24 protein-coding genes and 1 tRNA gene are annotated in these 26,253 nt (G+C 42.0%); 21 read left to right on the top strand and 4 right to left on the bottom strand.

What is annotated here, in order from left to right; translation table 11 throughout:
• Positions 1-2 precede the first annotated feature (2 nt).
• The 7 genes from cmk (at position 3) to ACN0VI_RS10420 (ending at position 5,594) form a co-directional block, all read left to right on the top strand.
• Positions 3-689 (top strand): (d)CMP kinase, encoded by a 687-nt coding sequence (cmk, locus tag ACN0VI_RS10450; RefSeq protein ID WP_417446753.1) that lies wholly within the window; start codon positions 3-5, stop codon positions 687-689.
• A 145-nt stretch (positions 690-834) separates the two neighbouring features.
• Positions 835-2,502: a 30S ribosomal protein S1 gene (rpsA, locus tag ACN0VI_RS10445; protein ID WP_417446752.1), complete on the top strand. Its 1,668-nt coding sequence runs from the start codon at positions 835-837 to the stop codon at positions 2,500-2,502.
• A gap of 175 nt (positions 2,503-2,677) precedes the next feature.
• A complete protein-coding gene (gene ihfB / locus ACN0VI_RS10440; protein WP_012800833.1) occupies positions 2,678-2,980 on the top strand; it encodes an integration host factor subunit beta in 303 nt (100 codons plus the stop codon).
• Between the two features lie 42 nt (positions 2,981-3,022).
• Positions 3,023-3,316 (top strand): LapA family protein, encoded by a 294-nt coding sequence (locus ACN0VI_RS10435; protein ID WP_417446750.1) that lies wholly within the window; start codon positions 3,023-3,025, stop codon positions 3,314-3,316.
• Position 3,317: 1 nt separating this feature from the next.
• Entirely contained in the window at positions 3,318-4,493 is a 1,176-nt protein-coding gene (lapB, locus tag ACN0VI_RS10430; RefSeq protein ID WP_417446749.1) for a lipopolysaccharide assembly protein LapB, read from the top strand.
• Positions 4,494-4,497: 4 nt separating this feature from the next.
• Positions 4,498-5,193 (top strand): orotidine-5'-phosphate decarboxylase, encoded by a 696-nt coding sequence (gene pyrF / locus ACN0VI_RS10425; protein ID WP_417446748.1) that lies wholly within the window; start codon positions 4,498-4,500, stop codon positions 5,191-5,193.
• A gap of 83 nt (positions 5,194-5,276) precedes the next feature.
• The gene (locus tag ACN0VI_RS10420) at positions 5,277-5,594 is read left to right on the top strand and encodes a ComEA family DNA-binding protein (protein ID WP_417446747.1); all 318 of its coding nucleotides are present in this window, start codon (positions 5,277-5,279) and stop codon (positions 5,592-5,594) included.
• Between the two features lie 127 nt (positions 5,595-5,721).
• On the opposite strand, the gene rrtA is transcribed toward ACN0VI_RS10420, so the two are convergent.
• Positions 5,722-6,342: a rhombosortase gene (rrtA, locus tag ACN0VI_RS10415; protein ID WP_417446746.1), complete on the bottom strand. Its 621-nt coding sequence runs from the start codon at positions 6,340-6,342 to the stop codon at positions 5,722-5,724.
• 224 nt (positions 6,343-6,566) lie between these two features.
• Between rrtA and ACN0VI_RS10410 the strand changes: the two genes are divergently transcribed.
• Together ACN0VI_RS10410 and ACN0VI_RS10405 are read left to right on the top strand one after the other, a co-directional pair.
• Entirely contained in the window at positions 6,567-6,722 is a 156-nt protein-coding gene (locus ACN0VI_RS10410; RefSeq protein ID WP_417446745.1) for a hypothetical protein, read from the top strand.
• 486 nt (positions 6,723-7,208) lie between these two features.
• A complete protein-coding gene (locus ACN0VI_RS10405) occupies positions 7,209-7,595 on the top strand; it encodes a hypothetical protein (RefSeq protein ID WP_417446744.1) in 387 nt (128 codons plus the stop codon).
• A gap of 82 nt (positions 7,596-7,677) precedes the next feature.
• On the opposite strand, the gene ACN0VI_RS10400 is transcribed toward ACN0VI_RS10405, so the two are convergent.
• Complete coding sequence (locus ACN0VI_RS10400) at positions 7,678-8,067, bottom strand: helix-turn-helix transcriptional regulator (protein ID WP_331893087.1); 390 nt, start codon at positions 8,065-8,067, stop codon at positions 7,678-7,680.
• 640 nt (positions 8,068-8,707) lie between these two features.
• Here ACN0VI_RS10400 and ACN0VI_RS10395 point away from each other — a divergent pair.
• The gene (locus ACN0VI_RS10395) at positions 8,708-10,198 is read left to right on the top strand and encodes a SulP family inorganic anion transporter (protein ID WP_331893089.1); all 1,491 of its coding nucleotides are present in this window, start codon (positions 8,708-8,710) and stop codon (positions 10,196-10,198) included.
• Between the two features lie 21 nt (positions 10,199-10,219).
• Complete coding sequence (locus ACN0VI_RS10390) at positions 10,220-11,071, top strand: universal stress protein (protein WP_417446743.1); 852 nt, start codon at positions 10,220-10,222, stop codon at positions 11,069-11,071.
• 168 nt (positions 11,072-11,239) lie between these two features.
• Here the strand turns inward: ACN0VI_RS10390 and ACN0VI_RS10385 are convergent.
• Both ACN0VI_RS10385 and ACN0VI_RS10380 read right to left on the bottom strand, forming a co-directional pair.
• Positions 11,240-11,315: transfer RNA gene (locus ACN0VI_RS10385), tRNA-Asn, on the bottom strand.
• 92 nt (positions 11,316-11,407) lie between these two features.
• Complete coding sequence (locus tag ACN0VI_RS10380) at positions 11,408-12,586, bottom strand: pyridoxal phosphate-dependent aminotransferase (protein WP_331893091.1); 1,179 nt, start codon at positions 12,584-12,586, stop codon at positions 11,408-11,410.
• A gap of 123 nt (positions 12,587-12,709) precedes the next feature.
• Here ACN0VI_RS10380 and uvrB point away from each other — a divergent pair, with 123 nt between their 5' ends.
• From uvrB to tviB, 10 genes are all read left to right on the top strand, one after another.
• Positions 12,710-14,698, top strand: a complete 1,989-nt coding sequence (uvrB, locus tag ACN0VI_RS10375; RefSeq protein WP_331893092.1) for an excinuclease ABC subunit UvrB — start codon at positions 12,710-12,712, stop codon at positions 14,696-14,698.
• A gap of 371 nt (positions 14,699-15,069) precedes the next feature.
• Positions 15,070-15,711, top strand: a complete 642-nt coding sequence (locus tag ACN0VI_RS10370; protein ID WP_417446742.1) for an MlaC/ttg2D family ABC transporter substrate-binding protein — start codon at positions 15,070-15,072, stop codon at positions 15,709-15,711.
• Entirely contained in the window at positions 15,708-16,217 is a 510-nt protein-coding gene (rfaH, locus tag ACN0VI_RS10365; RefSeq protein WP_417446741.1) for a transcription/translation regulatory transformer protein RfaH, read from the top strand. Before ACN0VI_RS10370 ends, rfaH begins: the two co-directional genes overlap by 4 nt.
• A 185-nt stretch (positions 16,218-16,402) precedes the next feature.
• Complete coding sequence (gene cysQ / locus ACN0VI_RS10360) at positions 16,403-17,209, top strand: 3'(2'),5'-bisphosphate nucleotidase CysQ (protein WP_417446740.1); 807 nt, start codon at positions 16,403-16,405, stop codon at positions 17,207-17,209.
• Positions 17,202-19,811 carry an SLBB domain-containing protein gene (locus ACN0VI_RS10355; protein WP_417446739.1) on the top strand — a complete coding sequence of 870 codons (2,610 nt, stop codon included), beginning with the start codon at positions 17,202-17,204 and terminating at the stop codon, positions 19,809-19,811. The genes cysQ and ACN0VI_RS10355 overlap by 8 nt, the downstream gene beginning before the upstream one ends.
• A 56-nt stretch (positions 19,812-19,867) precedes the next feature.
• Positions 19,868-21,322 carry a capsule assembly Wzi family protein gene (locus tag ACN0VI_RS10350; protein WP_417446738.1) on the top strand — a complete coding sequence of 485 codons (1,455 nt, stop codon included), beginning with the start codon at positions 19,868-19,870 and terminating at the stop codon, positions 21,320-21,322.
• Between the two features lie 231 nt (positions 21,323-21,553).
• Positions 21,554-22,540 carry a Wzz/FepE/Etk N-terminal domain-containing protein gene (locus tag ACN0VI_RS10345; protein ID WP_417446737.1) on the top strand — a complete coding sequence of 329 codons (987 nt, stop codon included), beginning with the start codon at positions 21,554-21,556 and terminating at the stop codon, positions 22,538-22,540.
• Between the two features lie 30 nt (positions 22,541-22,570).
• Positions 22,571-23,704, top strand: a complete 1,134-nt coding sequence (gene wecB, locus ACN0VI_RS10340) for a non-hydrolyzing UDP-N-acetylglucosamine 2-epimerase (RefSeq protein WP_417447045.1) — start codon at positions 22,571-22,573, stop codon at positions 23,702-23,704.
• A 13-nt stretch (positions 23,705-23,717) separates the two neighbouring features.
• Positions 23,718-24,977, top strand: a complete 1,260-nt coding sequence (gene wecC / locus ACN0VI_RS10335; RefSeq protein ID WP_417446736.1) for a UDP-N-acetyl-D-mannosamine dehydrogenase — start codon at positions 23,718-23,720, stop codon at positions 24,975-24,977.
• On the top strand, positions 24,977-26,251 hold the full coding sequence (tviB, locus tag ACN0VI_RS10330) for a Vi polysaccharide biosynthesis UDP-N-acetylglucosamine C-6 dehydrogenase TviB (RefSeq protein ID WP_417446735.1): 1,275 nt from the start codon (positions 24,977-24,979) through the stop codon (positions 26,249-26,251). Before wecC ends, tviB begins: the two co-directional genes overlap by 1 nt.
• Positions 26,252-26,253 lie beyond the last annotated feature (2 nt).

Raw genomic sequence — 26,253 nt, 5'->3', positions numbered from 1 at the left:
CCATGAATGCAGATAATAAGCAGGTGCCTGTCATAGCCATTGACGGGCCTAGTGGTTCCGGCAAAGGTACCATAAGTCAAATTCTTGCAACAAAACTGGGCTATCATTTGTTGGATAGTGGGGCCTTGTATCGTTTAACGGCGTTGTCAGTGATTGAGCAGGAGATTGATCCTGAAGATACTCAAGCCGTGGCGCAAGCTGCTTTGAACCTGGATGTGGTGTTCGAACCACAAGCTGATGGCGAGCAGTTAGTCCTGCTTAATGGCGAAGATGTTGGAGTTAAACTGCGTTTGGACGAAATCAGCGCTATGGCCTCTAAAATTGCGACAATTCCAGAGCTCAGAGAAGCCTTGTTGACTCGTCAGCGGCAGTTTAGGCAGAAACCCGGTCTGGTTGCTGATGGGCGAGACATGGGGACAGTGGTTTTTACCGACGCCGATTTTAAGGTTTTCTTGACCGCAAGCCCCGAGATACGGGCGGAAAGGCGCCATAAACAGTTGATCGAAAAGGGCGTAGATGCTAACATTTCGCACCTTTTAAAAAGCATCATCGATAGAGATGAGCGTGATCGCACTCGTACTGTGGCTCCATTGGTGCCAGCAGAGGGTGCTCTTGTTATTGATAGCTCACAATTATCTATTGATGAAGTGGTTCAGCAAATTCTTGATTTTATAGGGTTTTCTGAGTAATTATTTTACGCTGGCTCGCACGGATGAATGAGTTAGCTTAACTAACTGACCCATCACTATAGGACCATAGTGTGGTGATTTAAACAAGCCTTTGTTCGGTTTACTAATACTCTGTATACCGACAAAGAATATCAGGTACTAACGAATGAGCGAAAATTTCGCACAACTTTTTGAAGAAAGTTTAGCAAACGTAGAAATGCGTCCAGGTGCAATCATCACAGGTGTGGTGGTTGATATTGATAACGAAGTCGTTGTTGTAAACGCTGGTTTGAAATCAGAAGGCGTTATCCCACGTAATCAATTCTTAAGTGATTCGGGTGAGCTTGAAGTTTCTGTTGGCGACGAAGTACAAGTTGCTTTGGACGCGGTTGAAGATGGTTTTGGTGAAACACGCCTATCACGTGAGCGCGCGAAGCGTTTTGCGGCTTGGGGTGTTTTGGAAGCTGCCCATGAAGCGAATGAAACTGTTAAAGGTGTTATCACTGGCAAAGTTAAAGGTGGTTTCACAGTTGACGTTCAATCAATTCGTGCGTTCTTACCAGGTTCATTGGTAGACGTTCGTCCAGTACGTGATACAACTCACCTTGAAAGCATTGAGCTTGAATTTAAAGTTATCAAGCTTGATCAAAAACGTAACAACGTAGTGGTTTCTCGTCGTGCTGTTATCGAATCTGAAAACAGTGCTGAGCGTGAAGAGCTTCTTGAGAACCTGGAAGAAGGTTCAGAGCTTAAAGGTATCGTTAAGAACCTTACTGATTACGGTGCGTTCGTTGACTTAGGTGGTATTGATGGCTTGCTTCACATCACCGATATGGCTTGGAAACGCATTAAGCACCCAAGCGAAGTGGTTCAAGTTGGTGACGAAATCGACGTAAAAGTTCTTAAATTTGACCGTGAGCGTAACCGCGTATCACTAGGTATCAAGCAATTGGGTTCAGATCCATGGGTTGATATCAATGACCGTTACCCAGAAGGCGCACGTCTACAAGGTCGTGTCACTAACCTTACTGATTACGGTTGTTTCGTTGAAATCGAAGACGGTGTTGAAGGTTTGGTTCACGTTTCTGAAATGGATTGGACTAACAAAAACATCCACCCATCTAAAGTGGTTAACTTGGGTGATGAAGTTGAAGTTATGGTTCTTGATATCGATGAAGAGCGTCGTCGTATTTCACTAGGTATCAAGCAATGCGTACCAAATCCTTGGAACGAATTTGCTGCAACTCATAACAAAAATGACAAAGTTAAAGGTAGCATCAAATCTATCACTGACTTTGGTATTTTCATTGGCCTTGACGGCGGTATCGATGGCTTAGTTCACTTGTCTGACATCTCTTGGACTGTCGCTGGTGAAGAAGCTGTTCGTGACTACAAGAAAGGTGACGAAGTTGAAGCAGTTGTTCTAGCTGTTGACGCTGAGCGTGAGCGTATTTCTCTTGGTATCAAGCAAGTTGATTCAGACCCATTAGCTGAATACTTGTCAGAGCATCCAAAAGGTACACTTGTTAATGGTAAAGTTAAGGAAGTTGATGCGAAAGGTGCATTGATTGAATTAGCTGACAACATTGACGGTTATGTACGCGCATCAGACATCAGCACAGACCGTGTTGAAGATGCAACTAAACACCTAAGCGTTGGTGATGAAATCGAAGCCAAGTTTATGGGCGTTGACAAGAAAAACCGCAACTTGAACCTTTCTATTAAGGCGAAAGATGCTGCTGAAGAAGCTGCTGCAATTAAAGAGTTCAGCAACGATGCTTCTGCTCCAGCAACTCTAGGTGACTTGTTAAAAGAGCAATTAGGCGACGAATAATCGTATATTGATTGCTTTTAGCATCATGATCCAAATCAAGCCCGACTCCAGTCGGGCTTTTTTTTGCTTAGAAAAGTGTAAAAAAGATCATATAATTAAAACAGTTAGGTGCATTTTTCGGTAAAATCCACCATACTGTAGGCAATAAAGGTAGAACGACGTAAGGATATTGACCATGACTAAATCGCAATTGATAGAGCGCTTAGTGGATAAAAATCCACAGCTATCAGTACGTGATGTCGAACTGGTAGTGAAATCCATGATTGATCAAATGTCGGAATCTCTGTCTGATGGAGACCGCATTGAAATCCGTGGTTTTGGCAGCTTTTCGCTTCACTATCGCGCGCCACGCGTAGGCCGTAACCCAAAAACTGGTGAGTCGGTGAAGCTAGACGGCAAATATGTCCCTCATTTCAAGCCAGGCAAAGAGTTGCGTGAGCGAGTGAATGACGGCCAGGATAAGCCAATCAAACCTTAACAGCCTCTGAAATAGTTATTTCTGACCAAAACGGAGAATACCTTGCGACAACTCTTCGCGATTATACTCTTCATTGCTTTACTGATTCTCAGTACTGTATTTGCCTTAAATAATAATCAGCCAATTGTGGTTGATTACCTGTTTGCTGAGTCTGAATTGGCCCTTTCTACATTGATTTTCTGGGTTGCCTTAATTGGCCTGGTGCTTGGCGTGTTAGCTATGACCGTTTTAGTGCTTAAGTTGCGCGTACAGCTAAAGCGTAGCCAAAACCGGCTAAGAAAAGCCGAATTAGAATTAAATAATTTGAGGACTGCACCGGTCAAGGATACGGTTTAGCATGAACGAATGGTTCCTGTATGGGGTGTTGTCGCTACTACCCATCGCAGCATATTCTGGCTATCGCCTTGGCCGTAAGCAACGAAAAGACTCTAAAAGCTCCGGTTCCGGCCTTTCTAGCAACTATATCAAAGGCCTTAACTACTTACTTAACGAGCAAGCCGATAAGGCAGTAGACACCTTTATTGACCTGTTAACGGTTGATACCGACACCGTTGAGACTCATTTGGCTCTGGGTAACCTATTCCGCAAACGTGGTGAGGTTGATCGCGCCATTAGACTGCATCAAAACCTGATTGCCCGCCCACAACTTTCATCCGATGATCGTAATACCGCTCTCTATCAGTTAGGCCTCGATTATAATGCCGTTGGTATGTATGACAGAGCCATCAGCCTGTTTACTGAGCTATTAGATGATCCTGAACATAAATCTGAGTCCTTGCACCAATTGCTTAATATTTATCAGTTAACTAAAGACTGGGATCAGGCAGCAAAAGTTGCCGAGCAACTCCAGTCCAGTATGGGTGAGGAACAATCTAAGCCATTGGCCCACTTTTACTGTGAGCTAGCCGATCAAAAGCGCTCCGAAGGTGATATTAAAGCTGCGCTGGCTAACCTTAAAAAAGCACTTTCCATCAACCCAGATTCGGTGCGGGTGAGTATTTTGCAGGGCGATATTTATCTGCAGCAAAAGAGCTTCAAGCAGGCCATTAATTCCTATCAAAGAATTCTTAAACAAGACATTGCGTTTCTACCCGAGGCACTGCCTAAAATTGCTGAGGCTTACACAGAGCAGAAGGATCCAAAAGGCTACAAGCAGTTCCTTAATGAAAGCTTAGAGCAGGACGCTGGGGTTTCAGTGCTTATAGAGCTTTCCAAGCTCATTCAAAGAGAAAAGGATGACAAAGCGGCAGCGATGTTAATTGGTCACTATTTACAAGAAAAACCATCCTTAAAGGGGCTTCACAGGCTGATAGCGTTGCATATTGAGCACGCGCAAGAATCAGCTAAACCGAGTTTGCAGCTACTTGATGATATTGTTGTGAAATTGCTCCTTAGAAAGCCACGCTATGAATGTCAGAACTGTGGTTTCCAGACAAAAGCTATTTATTGGCAATGTCCTAGCTGTAAGGAGTGGAGTTCCGTTAAACCCATAAAAGGTATAGAAGGCGAGTAAGAGTATGTCCGATCCCAAAATTCTGGTTGCGCTGGATTATGATAATCAGGCGCAAGCATTAGAGCTTGTAGATAAGTTAAAGCCAGAACTGTGTGGCTTAAAAGTAGGCAAGGAAATGTTCACTCTGTTTGGCCCCGAGTTTGTAAAGACACTGGTCAACAAAGGTTTTAAAGTTTTCTTAGACCTCAAGTTCCATGATATCCCTAATACGGTCGCAAAAGCGTGCAAAGCTGCTGCAGAGCTTGGTGTCTGGATGATTAATGTGCATGCTTCCGGTGGTAGCAAAATGATGCATGCAGCACGCCAAGCCATTGAAGAGTACGACAATCGCCCCTTGTTGATAGCTGTTACCTTGCTCACCAGTATGGACGAGGTTGCTTATAGTGAGATAGGCTTCAAACGCGATCTACCAGAGCAGGTAGAACATTTAGCGAGCATATCGAAATCAGCTGGTTTAGATGGGGTTGTTTGCTCAGCCTGGGAAGCCAAAAGGTTAAAAGAGCAATTAGGTAATGACTTTAAGTTAGTGACGCCTGGTATTCGACCACCGGGCAGTGACATTGGTGATCAAAGCCGTATTATGACCCCTGAGCAAGCCGTTGCTGCCGGCTCAGATTATCTGGTTATAGGGCGGCCAATAACCAAAGCAAGTGATCCACTAAAAGCGCTGTACGACATTTCTGAAAGCATTGTAAGCTAGTTGTAAAGCAACTCTCCTCTGACTATCCTCTTGTCTGTCGCGTGACAGTGACAATAAGGATATCAATAACAAGGAGATATATGATGAAAAAACTAGCTTTAATCCTATCATTAATTTTAGCTGTAAATACTCAAGTTTTAGCTGCCAAGGAACGAGGTGGCTTAGCTGCTGCAGGAAGTCAGGGAGCAGGACAAGAAGTTTCTAACACTGTTAATATTAATTCGGCTGACGCCAAACAGCTGTCTAAAGTGTTGGTTGGTGTCGGTGCTAAAAAAGCAGAAGCTATTATTGAGTATCGACAAAAGTTTGGCCCTTTTAAATCAGCCAATGAGTTGACTGCAGTAAAAGGTATTGGTCAGAAAACTGTCGATAAAAACAAAAGCAAGATTAAGCTAGAGTAATTAGCGGTTAATCCATCTAAGGCCCAAAGTTTCTTTGGGCTTTTTTATATCGAATCTATTGTGCTACGCAACAGAAAATAGAGAGTGGGGCCTAATCTAATGAGCGTAGCACCATCGAATAAATGCTCTAAGCTTTTTTTGATTGCTTAGATTTAAGAATTGATTGAAGGGCAGGGCCTTTCAGCAGACTTTTGGGCCAAACCAGACCTAGGATTAGGCCCTGTACGAAACCGATGATATGCGACTCTTCCACAACAGCACCGCCTAGCCAATTGTCGTACTCTGATTGAACGCCCATTATTTCAGGCAGGAATATTTTGACTGCGACAATAATTAACAGCAAACCACTAAGCTTTACACCCAGTCGCAATTCAGCTGTGGCGCAAGCGGCAATCAAGCCATACAAAGCTCCTGACATACCAACATAATGAACAATATGTGGAGTCCATAAATGCATCGCTAAAATATTAACGAAATAAAGTAGAAGGACCCAGCTCATCCAGTGAGACATTTTTAACAGAGGTTGGAAGATAAAACTAATTAGCCACAGGCTGGCCAAATTCATGAGTGTGTGCCAACCGCCAAGGTGAACCAGATTGGCAGTGATTAAACGCCACCACTGTCCCGATTCAACCAATGCACGATCGTAAGCCATCCATAAGTTAGATTGAGGCAAAAGTAAGTAGCTAATAATGCAAATATGACTTAGCGCCAATGCAAATGCGTATGTTCTGAGAAATTGGGTCATAAAATATTTTTATCAAATGTAAAATTTAGTTCACACTTTTGATCATCAACTCTGGCTAAAATTTGAACAAGCAAAACGGATTGCAAAAATATGAATTGTAAGAAATTTCTTTTAAAAGCAATTAGTTACAGAGCTTTGATGGTGCAATTTGTTTTTCTGAATGCTATGTGAGTAAATTCTATAGGCTTTTTTTATGTAAATCATCCAATAAAGAGGAAAATATTATGTTTGAAACTATCGCTATGATCTGCTATTTATCTATATCAGAACCACAATTTTTAGAAGCTCCTGAGTTTGAGCAGCCTCCTATTACGCGTATTTTTACTGGTAGCGGTGGTGGCGAGCCAGGAGATGACCCGACAAAAGAGAAAGAGAATTGATTCAAAGCATTATAAATAACTTTGATCTTAACAATCTAATGAGTGACATTTTTATGATGTCACTCTTAGGTTGTGTATTTTTGCATCTGTTATTTACAAAAAATAACAGACTTCTCACATTCTCCGTTGTCATTTTAGTGATCCAGTTTATAAACTGGAATTTGACATCATTTTTATGGAACCATCAGTCTGCTAAGTTTATCTGGTACATAACTTGGATGGTAACGGATATTTTTATCCTGCTTTATGTTGCTTTTAAAGCAGTAACAACAGGTAAGGTTTTAAAGGCAGAGTTTGCAGTAACTGTAGTAACAACTATTGCAATAACAATAAATATACTTAGATTTATAGAAAGACATTTCACTGACTTAGAAGTGATAGTAAGTGTACAATCGTTTGCTATCAATTCAGTGAACTTCTGCATCATATTAGCTTTATTAACGCCAGTAGTTAAACAGCTGGTGGTAACTTTAGGAAGAAAAATCAATGGCATTACTATTTTTGGCCTACGGTTTAGTGTTAGCAGCGTTCGCAGCAGCGCTGTTTTGGCTAATCCTGAAAGCTTATCGCGGACGAATAGACGTACCTTATGATGAATATTCGCTAGACAGCGAGTACCAATCTGATGGCAACGTTATAGATCTATCGGCTTTTAAACGAGCTGATATGATTGGTTTGCGCTTGCTTCAGGAGTATTCACAGATTGAATCCAGTAACTTACCTGAGAAGGACAAGCTACGTGAGATTTTATTGTGGAATCAAAAACTACAAGAGTTCGAGATAAATAATCGACGCATTATTCAGTCTCGTGGCTTTTTAAAGCCTATTCAACTACAGAGCAGTAAAGCACCCACTGAGTTTACTCGAACTTAGTACAGCCAATAATTGAACCCAAGAATTAAAAAAGGCCTGCATTTGCAGGCCTTTACTTTATGTATCTAATCTTTCTCAGCGATTACTTCAGGTTAGCAATCCGAACTCCCAATTCTTCCTTACTGCTGTTCGCGCGGTAATTTGAAAGAATCAGCTCAGCTTTTTCTTCTGGTGAAAGGTTAATGCCTCGAGTAGTCGACAAGGATTCTACCAAGGCAATGATTTTGCCTAGAGTATCGACTTCTGCGCCGTAGTCTACCTGAGTATAGTATTCACTCATCGGAACCAAGGACAGGCGATAACCAAGTGCTCTCGCTAAACCATCGATTTTGTGAACACCTGGGTCAGATGTTTTCCCCTCCAAAATACGATAAATGGTTGATTGGCTAATATGGGCCTTATGCTGCATCGAATAGTCCGTTTCACCAAGGCTTTGCATAAGTTGCTTCAGTTGATCAATTATTTCGCTCATGAGATTTCCTAAAAAAAGATGCAAATTCGGTTTGATTTCTATGCATACTTGCATTATTATTTAAACCAAGTTCTGAAATGCAATCGTTAGCTATTTGTAACACAGAGTGAAATACAAATAAAGTATTGATTTGTAGCGAAACGAAAGTTTGACTTTCAGAAGCGCGGTAATAACCGCAATCAGTTTTCCTTCAGCTATATGGTGGGATTTGGCCGAGACAAGTTCTCGGCTTTTTTTTTCCTAAAATTAATGAGTTACACGCCTCTTACATACTTAATAAAAAAGTCGATAGTCTTTGTGTTCCGAAATGTCTCCGGCTGTTCCTGTGATGGTTCAGGCTATTATCTGACTAATAAAATACCCATTAAGTCGAATCTGCTTTACTTATTTGGTCAAATCAGACCATCGATTCATATTTGACTCACATCAAGTCAATTTGTAATCAATGCAGGGGGCTGGTAAACTCCGCGCTCTTTTTTGGCCAGATACTGAGTTCTATGCTCATTAGTCCACCATAGCGCACCTTTTTCCTATGATAACAATCTTTGTTATCACTCCAACTCGCCACTAGCCGCGAGTATTTCCTATTGAGTTTTTATAACGACATTATTGTTGTTGTTCTTATTTTACGGTTATTACAATGTTACAAACTATCAAGAGAGACTGGTTCTCAAACATCAGAGGCGATCTGCTCGCCGGTTTAGTGGTCGCACTAGCTTTGATTCCAGAGGCTATTGCCTTTTCAATTCTTGCTGATGTTGACCCAAAAGTAGGGTTATACGCATCATTCTGTATTGCAGTTATCATTGCCTTTGTTGGAGGTCGCACAGGAATGATTTCAGCGGCAACTGGTGCCATGGCATTATTAATGGTGACTCTGGTTAAAGAACACGGCCTTCAGTACTTATTAGCTGCTACAGTGCTAACCGGTATTTTGCAGATTGCAGCGGGTTATTTGCGTCTTGATGGCTTAATGCGTTTTGTTTCGCGCTCAGTGGTGACAGGCTTCGTTAATGCCTTGGCGATACTGATCTTTATGGCGCAAGTTCCAGAGCTGATTGATGTCACCTGGCATGTCTATTTGGTTGCTGCAGTAGGCTTGGCAATTATTTACCTGTTTCCGCTGATTCCAGTTGTTGGCAAAGTGATACCATCTCCACTTATTTGTATTGTTGGACTTACCATCGCCGTGGTTGCTTTGGGCTGGGAAATTCCAAATGTTGGCAGTAAGGGTGAGTTACCGGATACCTTGCCTATTTTCTTATGGCCTGATGTGCCACTTAACCTAGAAACATTGATAATTATTTTCCCAACGTCGGCTGCGCTGGCTGTGGTTGGTTTGCTTGAGTCATTGATGACGGCAGGCATTGTTGATGATTTAACCGATACCCCAAGCAATAAGAACCGTGAGTGTAAAGGCCAAGGGATTGCTAATATCGGTGCTGGATTAATGGGTGGTATGGCAGGCTGTGCGATGATTGGGCAGTCGGTGATTAATGTTAAATCAGGTGGTCGCGGTCGACTATCTACTTTTATCGCAGGTGTGGTTTTAATTGTTCTAGTTGTCTTCCTTGATGAGTGGATCAGTTTGATTCCAATGGCGGCGTTGGTTGCTGTGATGGTAATGGTATCTATTGGTACCTTCTCATGGTCATCGATCAAAGACATGAAGCAGCACCCGATGTCGACTAATCTGGTGATGGTAACAACCGTTGTTGTGGTTGTTTTTACGCACAATCTTGCAATCGGTGTGTTCGTGGGCGTGCTGATGGCAGCATTGTTCTTCGCTAACAAAATCAGCCGTTTTATGGTTATCAAGCGTAAAAGTGAACAGGATACGAGTTCGCGCTATTATGAAGTAGTGGGTCAGGTGTTCTTTGCTTCTTCGGAGAAGTTCATCGGTGCTTTTGATTTTAAGGAAGCCATTGAAGAGGTTACGATTGATCTAACCCACGCGCATTTCTGGGATATTTCAGCGGTCGGGGCACTGGATAGTGTGGTGATCAAGTTTCGTCGCGAAGGTACACACGTCAATGTTGTTGGCTTGAACGAAGCGTCGAAAACGGTTGTGGATAAATTTAGTATTTATGACAAGCCTGAAGAAGTTGAAAAGCTGATGTCTGGGCATTAGTCTGCACCTAAGGAGAATGATATGAAAAACATAATTGCCTGTATTGACGGCTCGGCCATGTCAGCTTCTGTGTGCGATGCAGCGGCCTGGGCGAGCAACAAACTGGATGCACCATTAAGTTTGCTTCATGTATTAGAAAAAACGGTCAGTCCTGAGAATGAAAACCTGTCAGGCTCGATCGGATTAGGCGCAAGAGAAGCTTTGCTGGAGCAGCTCACCGAGCTGGATGAGAAGCGAAGTCGTATTGCATTAGAGCATGGTAAGCATATGCTGGAAGATGCGCGTCAGCGTGCTGTGGAGCAGGGCGTTAATGATGTCTTCATGCAGCAACGTCATGGCAGTTTGCTTGAGTCATTGACCGAGCTTGAATCCGATATGCGTTTGTTGGTATTGGGCCGTCTGGGTGAAGACCATGATGTCTCAGCTCATACCATCGGTTCGCAGCTGGAAAGTGTGATTCGTGCCATGCATGTGCCCATTCTGGTTGCAGTGGGCGAGTTCAAGGCACCAAAGAATTATATGATCGCGTATGATGGCAGTGACACCGCCAATAAAGCCATTGACCGCGTCGCAGCCAGCCCATTGTTGAAAGGGTTGGAAGGCCACATTGTCATGGTCGGTGATGATAACGACAAGAATAACCAAATCCTGAACCAGGCCACTGATATTTTAAAAAAGCATGGACACAATGCTCAGTCAGCATTAGTTGAAGGGGAGGTTATCGAAGCATTGAAAGCCTATCGCCATAAAGTCGGTATCGAAATGATGATCATGGGCGCTTATGGCCATTCCCGGGTTCGCCAATTCTTCCTTGGTAGCAACACGCAAACCATGATCAGCAACAGCAATATTCCTTTGATTCTATTGCGTTAAGCCTTTCTCTTTTTTCTTAACTACGTTGCTTGTAGAAGTGGGCAGCGTAGTTCGTATTATGTTCTTGCAACATAGCCTATAAACTCAAACTATGGCTACATACTGCCTACATGACTTATTTCCCGGCTAATAAAAAAGGCCTTACATTGCTGTAAGGCCTTTTGAATTTGGCTCCCCCTGCTGGACTCGAACCAGCGACATATGGATTAACAGTCCACCGTTCTACCAACTGAACTAAGGGGGAATTATTCGCGCATCACTTTGTGTGCTGAACGGGGCGAGATAATAGACATATTTCGCTTAACGGTCAACACCCAAGTGATGATTTTTTTAAATTTAAGCCATTTTTCTGAGTCTTACGATGGCTTCCTCAAGCGTGTCCATGCTGGCGGCATAGGATAAGCGCAAGTGGCCAGGTGCCCCGAACGCTGAACCAGGCACCAGTGCCAGATCCACTTTTTCGATTAACAGTTCTGCAAAATCAAGGTCAGATTCGCAGCCATGTTTCTCTATTAGGCCCTGCATATTTGGGAAGGCGTAGAAGGTGCCATCGCTTGGTAAGCAGGTGACTCCCTCAATGCTATTTAAAGCATCAACAAGGTAATCATGGCGTCTTTTGAAGGCTTCAAGCATTGGCTTAATGCACGACTGATCGCCAGCCAATGCAGCGGTGGCCGCAGCTTGGCTTGGAGCGGCTGGATTAGAGGTACTTTGTGACTGAATCTTCTTCATCGCGCCTATCAGGCCTGCTGGGCCGCCAGCATAGCCAATGCGCCAGCCAGTCATGGCGTAGGCTTTGGAAACGCCATTCAATACAACCGTTCTGTCGTAAAGCTCCGGGCACACATTGAGAATATTGACGAATGGCTGCTTGGTCCAAAGAATATGTTCATACATATCGTCGGTGGCGACTACAACATTTGGATATTCAAGCAAAACATTTGCCAAGGCTTTAAGTTCTTCTTTGCTGTAGGCAACACCGGTTGGATTGCTTGGGCTATTAATGACAAACAATTTGGTTTTGTCAGTAATGGCGTTTCGCAACTGCTCCGGGGTGATTTTTAGGTGCTGCTCAATGGTGGTTTCAATAATAACCGGTTTGCCACCTGCCAGAATGGCCATGTCAGGGTAGGAAACCCAGTAGGGAGCAGGGATAATGACCTCATCACCATCATTGATTAGAGCTTGGCAAAGGTTGTAAAAACTTTGTTTGCCCCCACATGATATAAGGATCTGGTTGGCTTGATAGTCAAGATTATTATCACGCTTGAACTTGTCGATAACGGCCTGTTTAAGCTCAGGTGTACCATCAACCGGCGTGTATTTGGTTGCACCGCCTTTGATGGCTTCAATAGCCGCTTGCTTAATATGGTCCGGTGTATCAAAGTCAGGTTCACCAGTTCCCAAGCCAACGATAGGGCGGCCCTGTGCTTTAAGCTCTTTGGCTTTAGCTGCCACCGCAAGCGTTGGTGATGGTTTAACAAGTTTTACACGTTCGGAAAGTTGAATAGCCACCGTATCCCCTTAATTTGTTTGATCGATGTTGAGTGTGCGAGAATATCTGGCAATGATACTCCAACTTTTTCGCCCACCCAAGTTTTAGCAGCGTAGTTTTACAAGAGTGTATAAGTAAACGTCATGAGCCAACAATTTGATATCCATTCACCTTTCCCGCCAGCAGGCGATCAGCCGAAAGCCATCAAACAGCTACTGGAAGGTCTGGAAGACGGTTTATCCTGCCAAACCCTGCTGGGAGTGACGGGCTCAGGTAAGACTTACACGATGGCCAATGTGATCGCGCAAAGTGGCCGCCCAGCCATCATCATGGCACCGAATAAAACATTGGCAGCGCAGCTATATGGTGAAATGAAGGAGTTTTTCCCCAATAATGCGGTTGAATATTTCGTTTCATACTACGACTACTATCAGCCTGAAGCTTATGTTGCCGCTTCAGACACCTTTATCGAAAAAGACTCTTCGATTAATGAGCATATCGAGCAAATGCGATTATCAGCAACGCGGGCGTTATTAGAGCGTCGCGATACCATTATCGTGGCTTCGGTATCTGCGATTTATGGTCTGGGCGATCCAAAGGCTTTCCACAGCATGGTGATGCATTTGAAAGTTGGCGATGCCGTTGACCAGCGCTTTATTTTACGACGTCTGGCAGAGCTACAATATACGCGTAATGAATTTGATCTCGAGCGGGCAACATATCGTGTTCGCGGTGACTTGATCGATATTTATCCCGCAGAGTCGGATAAACATGCGATTCGAATCGAGTTGTTTGATGACGAAGTGGAAACCATTCAAACCTTTGATCCATTAACTGGCGAAGTATTGAAACGACTAACACGAGTAACCATTTTCCCGAAAAGCCACTATGTGACCTCGCGCCAAACCATTCTCGACGCGATTGAGCAGATCAAAGTTGATCTAAAAGAGCGGTTGGCTCAGTTTTATGAACAAAATAAGTTGGTTGAAGCACAGCGTCTCGAGCAGCGGGTTAAATTTGATATAGAGATGATGCAGGAGCTGGGTTATTGCTCAGGCATTGAGAACTACTCCCGTTACCTGTCTGGCGCACAACCTGGCGAAGCGCCCCCTTGTTTGCTGGACTATTTGCCACCAGATGCTCTGATGATTATTGACGAGTCGCATGTCACGGTCTCCCAGATCGGTGCCATGTATAAAGGTGACCGCTCGCGCAAAGAAACCCTGGTCAACTATGGTTTCAGACTGCCCGCAGCACTGGATAACCGACCATTGAAGTTTGAAGAGTTCGAGCGGATCACTCCCCAAACCGTATTTGTTTCTGCTACTCCCGGCAAGTATGAAGAAGAGCATGCAGATCAGGTTGTTGAGCAGGTGGTACGTCCCACAGGCTTGATTGACCCGGAAGTTGAGATTCGTCCGGTAGGAACGCAGGTGGATGACCTCTTATCCGAGATTCATTTGCGCGTAGAGAAAAATGAGCGCGTCTTGGTTACAACTTTAACCAAGAGGATGTCAGAGGACTTAACTGATTACTTATCTGAGCACGGTGCTCGAGTGCGATATCTTCACTCGGATATTGATACCGTAGAGCGAATGGAGATTATTCGTGATTTGCGTTTGGGTGAGTTCGACGTATTGGTCGGGATTAACTTGTTGCGAGAAGGCCTCGATATGCCAGAAGTTTCATTAGTCGCAATTTTGGATGCGGATAAAGAAGGTTTCTTGCGCTCCGAACGCTCATTGATACAGACCATTGGGCGTGCGGCACGGAATTTAAGTGGTAAAGCTATACTCTATGCCGACAGAATAACTGGCTCCATGGAAAGAGCCATTAGTGAAACTGATCGTCGCCGCGCGATTCAGGTGGAGTACAACAAAAAGCATGGCATTACTCCTATTGGTGTCAGCAAGAAGATTACTGACGTCATGGATACCGGCCACAGCAAGAAAAGTCGCAAAGTTGCTGAAAAGCTGGGGCAATACAAGGTCAAATCTCTTGCTGATGCGGTTAAAGAGATTGCCCAAATGGAAAAACAGATGCTTGAGTACGCTAAGAACCTGGAGTTTGAAAAGGCTGCCAAGCTACGCGACGAGATACAAAAACTTCGAGAAGCGAGTTTGGCTACCTGATTATTGCTGCACACTGAGGGTAAACTACATCGGGTACATAACCGGCATACGAGTCGTTAAGAGCCAAGTGCCGATTTTGTATCGGAGTCCGCAATGGCAAGTGGGAGGAGCATGGCGCTCGCCCTCAGTCCTTCGCTTTAATTAAGCTAAACTCACAAAATAGAAAATGCTTTCACAAATAAACAGAGCTTCATTGAACCTTTGTTTAACTCCTTGCTCAGATGCTACAATGTGTCGTTAAGCTCGCGGTTGTATAGTCAACCTCAAAAGAGCATTAAGCCGAGGTTCATCGGTTTCGGCTACAGTGGTTGTTAATAGCCAGTAATATTATTTAACTTGTTGATTTGACAAGTGGAGTGTCTGGAGTGGATATGACAAAGACAGTGAAGTTAAGCTTGCTTGTGATGTTATGGTTGTTTAGTCAGCTTGCAAACGCGAGCCTGGATAAACAGGATCTAAAGCAGTTTTTTCAGCATAAATTAGACACGATTAACCACTTCATGCAGGAAAACCACCAAAAAGCCCTGGAAAACCCTTCTAGTTTGATGACATTCGTAGATGAAGAGCTACTCACAGTCTGGTCAGCAAAAAATACCATTCGTGCCATGCTCGGAGCCCAACGCTGGTCAAAGCTGACAACTCAACAAGAAGCTATACTCATTAAAGCCTATGAACAGACCATGCGTCGTTACTTATACGAGGTAATGAGTCGATATCAAGGCCAGGTAGCGGCAGTGGACTCCATTCGTCTGAATGACAAGCAGAATAAGGGCTGGCTAACCGTTGTGTTAGAGAGTCAGTCCCTCCCAGATATATCGATTGATTTAAAAATCTACAAAGAAGATACCGATTGGACTATTTATGATTTTAGTTTCCAAGGGATTAGTTTTATTAAAATGAAGCAAAATTACTTCCAGACAACTTTTGATGCTAAGGGATTCGAGGGTGTATTGGCGGATCTGGATAGCAAAAACCAAGAATTTAATAAAAAACTGAAGGTTGCAAAGAAGTGAGTGAGTGTGAGAAGAGTTGGTATTTAATCAACTCAAAACCCAAGCAAGAGCTAAGAGCCGAAGAGCACCTTAAAAATCAAGAAATTAACTGCGTATTGCCGGTTTTAGAAGTCGATAAGATTATTCGAGGCAAAAGGCAAAAAGTCACTGAACCATTATTCCCCGGTTACTTATTCGTTGAGCTGCAGACCAATGGGCAGGATTGGTCAAAAATCCGCTCAACGCGTGGCGTGCGTGATTTTGTCCGCTTTGGAGGCGTACCAGGCAGGGTTCCAGATTCAGTGTTAGAGCATTTGCAGCTACTGGATACTTCAAATACTCCCATGGAAACGAATGCACCAAGAGTGGGTGACAAAGTTGTTATTACAGAAGGCCCTTTCAAAGATCTTGAAGGTGTTTTTAAAATTAGTAACGGAGAAAAGCGTTCCATCGTCCTGTTGACTATATTAGGCAACATTACGGAAATGGAGCTCGAGAATACAAAGTTAAGGAAGGCCGAAAGCTAATTTATTTTAAGTCAAATTAATTAGATTTGGCGGTTACAATCGTGACCTATTTGACTATATAATAGCGCGCGCTTTGAGATATTTGTAAAAAAACTGGACAAAATTAAAACAGGTAGCTATTACCAAGAAGGTGCTTTGGGAACCGAAACCCACGGGCGGTAGCGTACCTGAAAGACATAAAAAATATGGAAGCAGAAACTTTTTTAAACCAAGAATTTGTTAGTAAAATTAATAAGATAGCCATTGATTCAGGAAAGAAAATCATGGCTGTTTATGAAAGGGACTTTGATATTTACGAAAAAAAGGACGAGTCCCCTCTCACTGAAGCTGACCTGGCTTCGCATCATCATATTATCAATGAGCTTACCGCATTAGATGCTGGCTTTCCTATATTGTCTGAGGAATCTGCGGATATTGATTGGAGTGAGCGTCAGTCATGGCAAACCTATTGGCTGGTTGATCCGCTTGATGGCACCAAAGAATTTATTAAGAAAAATGGTGAGTTCACGGTGAATATTGCCTTAATTCATCAAAACAGACCTGTTCTTGGTGTTGTTTATGCACCGGTTATCGATATCCTTTATTATGCGTCAAATGAGATTGGTGCTTGGAAACTTGACTCTGGCACTACAAACAAAATTAATGTGTCAGTCAAAGCAGAAAACCCGGTACGAGTGGTTGGTAGTCGCTCACACCAATCCGATGCTATGACAGAATATTTAAGTCAGTATCCTAGTCACAAATTAATTCCTATGGGAAGTTCGTTAAAATTGTGCCTGGTTGCTGAAGGTAAAGCAGATCTGTATCCTCGACTTGGACCAACATGCGAGTGGGATACTGCAGCGGCACATGCCATAGTAAATGCAGCTGGTGGGCGTTGCGTCATATTTGATGAAAAAAATAATTCCGAAGCTGAAGACCTAACTTATAACACTAAAGAGTCTTTGCTGAATCCGTACTTTATTGTTAAAGGGCCTGTTATCAATGAATAAGTTATTGGGTGTACCGCTGAGTTTAGTACTTGGTTTCGTAGCTTTGGCGTCTCAATCGAGTCATGCTGCACAAGATTTATCACAAGCCAAGCAGTTATGTGAAAATGCCTCAGCTCAACAAAGAGAAATGGCGCGTGCTGCTGGCTATGACGTTGATGCACTTTGCGCCTCATTGAAAAATCAAACATCAAGCAGTAATCAGAAGCAAACTTCAGCTAACCCAATCTTGCCAAGGGAGTTGGAACAGTTCCCATTAGAGGAAGACAAGCAAGAAACAGAAGCTAAAGATAAAGAGGATATTCCGCGCGTAGAGCAAAAACTGGAAAAATTCGGTTACGATCTATTTGCAGGTGTACCAACAACTTATACTCCAGTGTCGGATATCCCTGTCCCATCGAATTACGTGGTGGGCCCTGGCGATGTAATACAAATTCAGCTTTATGGTAAAGAAAATAATAGTTATGAGCTCACTGTTTCTCGCAGTGGAAATATCCAATTCCCTCAGCTTGGTCCAATCAACGTGGCAGGACTGTCTTACACCGAATTAAAGGAATCTTTAACACAACAAATCAATGAGCAGTTTATTGGTGTGAAATCGAATATAAGCTTGGGTGAATTGCGCTCGATCCAGGTGTTTGTGTTAGGAGAGTCGTTTAAGCCTGGTGCCTACACTGTTTCATCGCTCTCTACAGTTATGAATGCTTTATATGTCAGTGGAGGCGTTAAAGAAATTGGCTCATTACGAAATATTCAGCTTAAAAGAAATGGCCAGCTTGTTAGTACCATAGATCTTTACGACTTCTTATTAAAAGGTGACACAAGAGCTGATCGTCGACTGCAATCAGGCGATGTAATCTTCATTCCTTCTGTTAAAAAGACAGCTTCAGTTGCAGGTGAGGTCGTTCGTCCAGCGATCTATGAAATCAAGAATGAGAAAACAATCTCTGAACTAGTAGAGCTGGCAGGCGGTTTGTTACCTACTGCTTATGCACAAGATGTTCGAATTGAAAGAATAGATGAGAAAAATAGAAAAACTGCAATTGATGTTAACTTATTGATGGCAGCAGGAAAGTCAGCTTCGATTAAAAGTGGTGACTTTCTGAAGATTTATCCCGTTGCAGATAAAAATGAAAATGTTATTGAGCTATTAGGTCATGTACTCCGCCCAGGATTGGTTGCATGGGAAAAAGGACTTCGGGTCAGCGATGTTATCCCAGGTACTGAATACTTAAAGCAAAATGCAAACATTGACGCTGCATTAATTATTAGAGAAGCAAACTTACTAGGTGAGTTGCAACCAATAAAAATTAGTCTAAGAGAAATACTAAAAAATCAATCCAATGATGAAAATATAGCATTAAATCCTCGCGATAGGTTGGTTGTATTGGCTAATGTTGTTGATAAAGATGAGTTAAAGGTTAAGCTCGAAGAATTTTTAGAAAAAGAAAAAGTAAAAGGAAAAGAAGAGCCAACGGAGCAAGAGCTTACAGAGCAAGAACTATCAGAGTTGAGGTCAAGACTAAGCTTAGAGTTGAGAAGTCAGGAGTTAGTGTTAATAAACCAGGAGTTAATGAACCAAGCGGGGTTCGATTCTCGCGCGAAATTAGTTTCAATAGATGGCTCGGTAAAGTTTCCCGGTAAATACCCTTTGGCAAGAGATATGACTATTGTTGATTTAGTTCAGTTGGCGGGAGGGTTTGCTGAATCAGCCTATACACTGGAAGCTGAGGTAACGAGGCAAGACCTTTCTAATCCTCAGCAAGCTGATATTTCTCATATGCCAATTGATTTACAACAAGAGTTTCTTGGTACCGTACAGTTCCAGTTAAAGTCTCATGATCAAGTGGTAATTAAATCAACACCAGAATATAGAGATGTAGCAAAAGTTGATGTACAAGGCGAAGTTAAATTTCCTGGCCAATACACGATTCGTCGCGGTGAAACACTTTCTCAGTTAATGAAGAGAGTGGGAGGTTTTAGCGAGTTTGCGCATGTTAAAGCAACTGTGTTCTCTAGAAAAGAATTAAGAGAAAGAGAGCAAGAGCAAATTAAAATATTACAAGACAGATTGCGCCAAGAAATAGCCACAACAGAACTTGAACAGTCCAACATAGGTAAGGCTTCTGATGCCACTAAAGCACAGTCCTTACTAGATGTGCTTGATACGACAGAGGCGACTGGGCGGTTAGTTGTAGATTTGAATGCTGTTATGGAGGGTACATCAGCCGACGTCGTTTTGAAGGACGGTGACCGATTAATTATCCCGACGTTCAGGCAAGAAGTCACAGTTGTTGGTGAAGTCCAAGTCCCAACGTCTCACCTTTATAATCAGAATTTAGATTTTGAAGATTATATCGATCGAAGTGGGGGAGAAAAGGATACCTCTAACAGTGATGCAATTTATATCGTAAAAGCTGACGGTTCAGTAGTGTTGCCCAATAAATCTTCATGGCTGACTCATAGCCAAGCGAATATAGAGCCTGGTGACACTATTGTTGTTCCATTAGATACTGATAGAGTCAATAGCTTAGAGCTCTGGACTAAAGTCAGCCAGATCGTTTATCAAATGGCACTCGGCGCAGCAGCTATTAATAGCTTCTAATAATGCTTCAATAATAGGTATGGGAAAACCTGTGTGTTTGCTCTGTAATATACATAATGAAAAAAACTCTAATAACATTACTAATACTTAGCGCATCAATATCAAAAGCCGAGCCATGGATTGATACCCGGGATGCGTGGCTTCGAGCAGATATTGAGTTATTAGCGAATGAGGGAGTTATAAAAAGTCCAATCACTACTTGGCCACTGCCTTGGGCACCGATCATAAAAGATTTAGAAGGTGCCTCCAGAGCAGAGCTAGACGAACATATACTACCGGTATTTCTTCGTGTTAAACGTAAAGCTCGACTGGAAACCGATACTGAAACCTATAAACGGATTAGCCTTAAAGCTGGTAATCAGTCAAAATTACTGCGCCATTTTGGTGATGACCGTCGTGAGAAAGCAGAGATTTCAAGTCGAGTCACGGGCGTAAGCAAAAATTTTGCATGGAATCTAGAAGCTACTAAAGCGTTTGATCCGCTTGATGGTGAAGAACAACGACTCGATCATTCTTATGTTGCGACTATCTGGGGTAACTGGATTATTTCTGCTGGGACACAAGAGCGATGGTATGGACCTGGTTGGGATACTTCTCTGCTTCTAAGTAATAATGCTAGGCCTGTTCCTGGCGTGTCACTGCAAAGAAATTATAGCGATGCTTTTGAAACGCCTTGGCTTTCATGGATAGGTCCTTGGAGCCTAAATGCTTTTGCAGGCCAGTTAGAAAGTGATCGATTTATTCCTCATGCTAAATTATTGGGTATGAGCGTTACATTCAAGCCATTTGAGTCATTAGATATTGGCTTGCGCCGAACAGCACAATGGGGCGGTGAAGGCAGGCCAGAATCACTATCAAGTTTAGTTGATTTAGCTATTGGAAGAACAAACTGCGACCAAATAGAAGATGGTTGCGATGATCGCCTTAGCGGAAATGAGGCCGGAAATCAGCTAGCTGGTATTGATTTCAATTGGAGGCTTCCAACTGAAAGTTATATGGGAAGCTTATATGGTCAGCTGGTAGGGGAAGACGAAGCAGGTTATGCACCTTCAAGAAAGTTTTATCAGTTAGGTTATAAAACAAACTTTCATATCAGTGATTTTGCAGTAACAGGTTACTTTGAATATGCTGATACCGAAAATGAGTATGCTCCTAACGTGACCTATGAGCATGGTATCTACCAAACAGGTTATAGAACTAAAGGGCGAAGCATCGGGTCGACCTTTGATAGTGATACACAAAGTTTGTCACTTGGGTTGTTAGCGACCCATAAAAACGGTGACAGGTATAAACTCCGTTTTGCAAAGATAGATCTAAACAGCGATGGCACTGGTAACCATACCATTAACGAAACGGCTGTTAGCTTTAATCAAATTGAACTTAAATACCAGCACCCAACCAAATATGGTCTTCTCGGAATTGAGTTGGATGTTAAAGACAAGCTGATCGACTCATTTGGCTATCAACAGGATAAATATAATATTGGAATATCCTGGACTATGGAGCTGTAAGTCTAATGCTTGGTAGGGGAATTCCAATGTGCCTGTACAAGTTAGAAAACAGTTGGTGTGGCACCTATAAGCCCACCCAGCATGGCAAACCCGTACAGGCATTCATGAACAACTGACTTAACGCTTGTCATCCTGATGAAAATCAGGATCTGCTCTTAAGCCTGACGAAAGTAAAGGATAAATCGACTAGTAGGGCCAATTTGCGAACTGCCCAAATAAAGAAAACAAATTATGAACACTGAAAATAAGCAGCAAAATATGCAACCCCAAACTCCGGGCTACCCCCACCCATCGCACTACCAAGAAGGCGAAGTAGATCTTCGTGAGCTTTTTTCTATGATTTGGAAAGGTAAATGGTTAATCATTGCGATTACTTTTGTGTTCGCAATCGGATCCGTAATATTTGCTCTTTCTTTGCCAAATGAATATAAAGCCACTGCTTTAGTACAACCTAATGATAGTGGAAGTGGGGGGAAATTAGCTTCTATAGCTGGTCAATTTGGAGGACTGGCGTCTCTTGCTGGTATTAACTTAGGAGCTGGAGAATCTTCTGATGCGGTAATAGCAATGGAAATATTAAAAAGTTGGGGCTTCGTGGAGCAATTCATTAAGAAACATGACTTGGCGGTTCCGATATTTGCTGCAAAAGGGTGGAATCAATCAACAAATAAACTGATCATTGATGAAGAACTCTATGACCCCCAGCAAAACAAATGGGTAAGAGAAGCTCCAAAAGGAAAAACCGTTAAACCAACAAGCTGGGAGCTTTATGAGAAGTTCAAGGACAGATTAGCGATAAGTCAAGACAAAGAGACCGGCTTAGTCAGTATCTCTATAACTCACTATTCGCCAGTCATTGCAAAGCAATGGACAGATTGGTTAGTACAAGATATCAATCAACACATGAAAGAAAGAGCTCTTCAGGAAGCAAATGAAAGCATTAAATACCTAGAAGAGCAAATTAATCAAACATCGGTAGCTGAGATAAGAGCAGTTTTCAGTGAGCTGATTCAGGAGCAACATAAAACGAAAATGCTAGCTCAAGTGTCAGATGAATATGTATTTAAAACAATCAGTGAAGCAAAAGTACCAGAAGAAAAAAACAAACCTAAAAGAGCATTGATTGTGATCTTAAGTGTTCTGCTAGGCAGTATCTTATCCGTGTTTGTTGTGCTAATCATGAGTTATTTTAAAACTGATAAGAAGCATGATATGTAACAAAACCTCAGTAGATTTAATTTAGAGCATATAAGCAAAATGAAGGTATTAACAATTTTTGGAACGCGTCCTGAAGCAATAAAAATGGCACCAGTGGTACATGCATTAAGTGTCGATAATCGATTCTTGTCAAGAGTATGTGTCACTGCTCAACATAGAGAAATGCTTGATCAAGTTTTGGAGCTCTTTGATATTGAGCCAGATTATGATTTAAATCTAATGCGGTCAGGACAGACCTTGTCAGAAGTTACTAGCCGTATATTGTTAGGAGTTACCTCTGTCTTAAAAGAGTTCAAGCCAGATGTAGTTTTAGTACATGGTGATACAGCTACAACTTTTGCGGCTAGTTTAGCAGCATATTACGAAAAAATTCATGTTGGGCATGTTGAGGCAGGGTTGCGAACAGGAAATATCTACTCACCATGGCCAGAAGAAGCTAATAGAATGCTAACAGGCTCACTAACAAAGTTTCACTTTGCTCCGACACAAACAAGTAAAGATAACCTACTGAAAGAAAATCATGTGCAAGAAAACATATTTATTACTGGAAATACAGTAATCGATGCTTTACTTATGGTAAAGAGCAAGCTTGAAAACGATTATCATCTTCAAAAAAAACTTACATATGAATTTCCATTCTTAGATAGCTCTAAGAAATTAATATTAGTTACTGGTCACAGACGTGAAAGTTTTGGCGATGGATTTGAGAGTATTTGCGAAGCCTTAGCAAATATTGCGAAGTCAAACAGCAATATTCAGATAGTTTACCCAGTTCATCTAAATCCAAATGTTCAGGAGCCGGTAAATCGCATACTAGCGGGCATAGAAAATATTCAATTAATCCCGCCACAAAAGTATCTTTCTTTTGTATATCTTATGAATTGTGCCCATATAATTTTAACGGATTCAGGAGGAATACAGGAAGAAGCTCCAAGCTTAGGGAAACCAGTACTTGTGATGAGAGAGACTACTGAAAGGCCAGAGGCGGTTAGTGCTGGTACTGTAAAGTTAGTAGGAACCAATAAAGAGCTGATTATTGATTCAGTTAATACCTTACTCCAATCCGAAGATGAATATAACCGTATGAGTTTTGCTCATAACCCATACGGTGATGGTAAGGCCTGCGAACGAATTTTAAACGCATTAATACAAACGAATAAGTAGAGTTAATAATAATATGTCATTCAACACTATATCGGTAGTAGGACTCGGATATATCGGGCTGCCAACTGCCGCGATGTTTGCATCACGCAAGAAGAATGTGATTGGTGTAGATGTTAATCAACATACAGTTGATACTATTAATCGTGGCGAAATACATATCATAGAGCCAGAGCTGGATATGATAGTGCATGCTACTGTGAAAGAAGGCTATCTAAAAGCAGTAATTAAGCCTGAGCCTGCAGATGCATTCTTAATCGCTGTACCAACCCCATTCAAAGATTCAAAAAGTGCTATCCCTGAGCCCGATCTTTCGTATATTGAAGCGGCTGCAAACGCTATTGCGCCAGTTTTAAAAAAAGGTGATTTAGTAATTTTAGAGTCTACGTCACCAGTGGGAGCTACAGAACAATTGGCTGAGTGGTTGTCTCAAGCTAGAACTGACTTAAGTTTCCCACATAAGGTCGGCGAAGAAGCTGATATTAATGTTGCTCATTGTCCAGAACGAGTACTGCCCGGTCATGTTGTACGCGAATTAGTAGAAAATGACCGTGTTATCGGTGGCATTACCCCGAAATGCTCAGAGCGGGCTATTGAGCTTTATAAAACCTTTGTTCAAGGTCAGTGTGTAGTAACTAATGCTCGTACTGCAGAAATGGCTAAGCTGACTGAAAATTCTTGTCGAGATGTCCAGATAGCTTTTGCTAACGAGTTATCTATCATTTGTGACAAGTTAGACATTAATGTATGGGAGCTTATTTCTCTAGCAAATCGTCATCCTCGAATTAATATTTTACAGCCTGGTCCAGGTGTTGGGGGGCATTGTATAGCAGTGGATCCATGGTTTATTGTCAGTAAAGCGCCTGATGAATCAAAATTAATTCATACCGCCCGTAAAATAAATGATTTCAAGCCTAACTGGGTAATCAATAAAGTTAAAATAGCTATAACCGATTTTTTGCAAAAGAATTCAAACAAATCTTTAAAAGAAGTGACTATTGCTTGTTATGGCTTAGCTTTTAAACCTGATATTGATGATTTGCGAGAAAGTCCTGCAATGGCTATTACTCGCGAGCTCGCAAAATTTCACAAAGGTCAAGTGATTGCAGTTGAGCCTAATATCCACACCCTAGAAGGTGAAAATTTTCGATTATGCTCACTTGAACAAGCTGGAGTACAGGCTGATATCGCGGTGTTGCTCGTAGATCACAAAGAATTTAGAGCAATGGAAAGACCTCCAATTGACTCTATCGTTGATACGAAAGGAATTTGGTGATGACTCTAGATAAAGCTAACGTTGGGGTTATAGGTTTAGGCTATGTTGGATTGCCTTTGGCTGTTGAATTTGGAAAAAAGTACAATGTTGTTGGTTTTGATATTAACAAATCTCGAGTTCAACAATTAGTTGATGGACATGATTTTACACTTGAGGTGAGTGACGAGGAACTTAGCTCTGCTTGTAACTTGTCATTTTCATCGGATATAGCGGATATAGAAGATTGCAATATATATATAGTCACTGTCCCAACTCCTATTGATGAGAATAATGCTCCCGATTTAAGGCCGTTAGAGAATGCTAGCAAGATGCTTGCAAGCAGAATAAAACATGACGATATTGTTATTTACGAGTCAACAGTTTACCCAGGCGCAACAGAAGAAGTATGTATTCCTATTTTAGAGAAATATTCAGGCCTGCAATACAACAAAGACTTTTACGCTGGCTACTCCCCCGAACGAATAAATCCTGGTGATAAGGTTAATACACTTACTAAGATTTTAAAGATAACTTCTGGTTCTACACCGGAAGTTGCCGATTTTATTGACCAACTTTACGGCTCAATTATTACTGCTGGAACTCATAAGGCAAGCTCCATCAAAGTGGCTGAAGCAGCAAAGGTGATTGAAAATACTCAACGAGACTTAAATATTGCGGTTATAAACGAGTTTGCAAAAATTTTTAATAAGTTGAATATAGATACAGAGGAAGTCCTTAATGCGGCAGGAACAAAATGGAATTTTTTGAAATTTAAGCCTGGTTTGGTAGGTGGCCACTGTATCAGCGTAGACCCTTATTATCTTACTCACAAAGCTCAAGAAGTCGGTTATAGACCTGAAGTTATTCTTGCTGGCCGCAGAATAAATGATGGAATGGGAGAATATGTCGCAACTCAGTTAGTTAAAAAGCTTTCGAGTAAAAAAATTCATATTGACGAGGCAAAAGTTATAATCTTAGGGTTTACTTTCAAAGGTGACTGTCCTGATGTAAGGAATACCAAGATAATTGATATTGTCACTGAGTTAAAAGATTTTAATATGAGTGTTGACGTCTACGATGACTGGGCAGACCCATCAGAGGTATCACAAGAATACGGTATTGATCTGATAAATGAGCTAAAAGAAAATTATTATGATGGAATAGTTATCGCAGTAGATCATAGTCAATTTAAGAAATTGGGTGCTTCCAAAATTAGAAAGTTAGGTAAAGAGTTACATGTTCTATACGATGTAAAACATGTATTGCCCAAAGAAGAATCAGATTTAAGGTTATAAGA

This window comes from Kangiella sp., from assembly GCF_048265365.1.
Lineage (GTDB): Bacteria > Pseudomonadota > Gammaproteobacteria > Enterobacterales > Kangiellaceae > Kangiella.
Note: the sequence above shows the minus strand (reverse complement) of the source record. Positions and strands in the feature narration are given on the sequence as shown.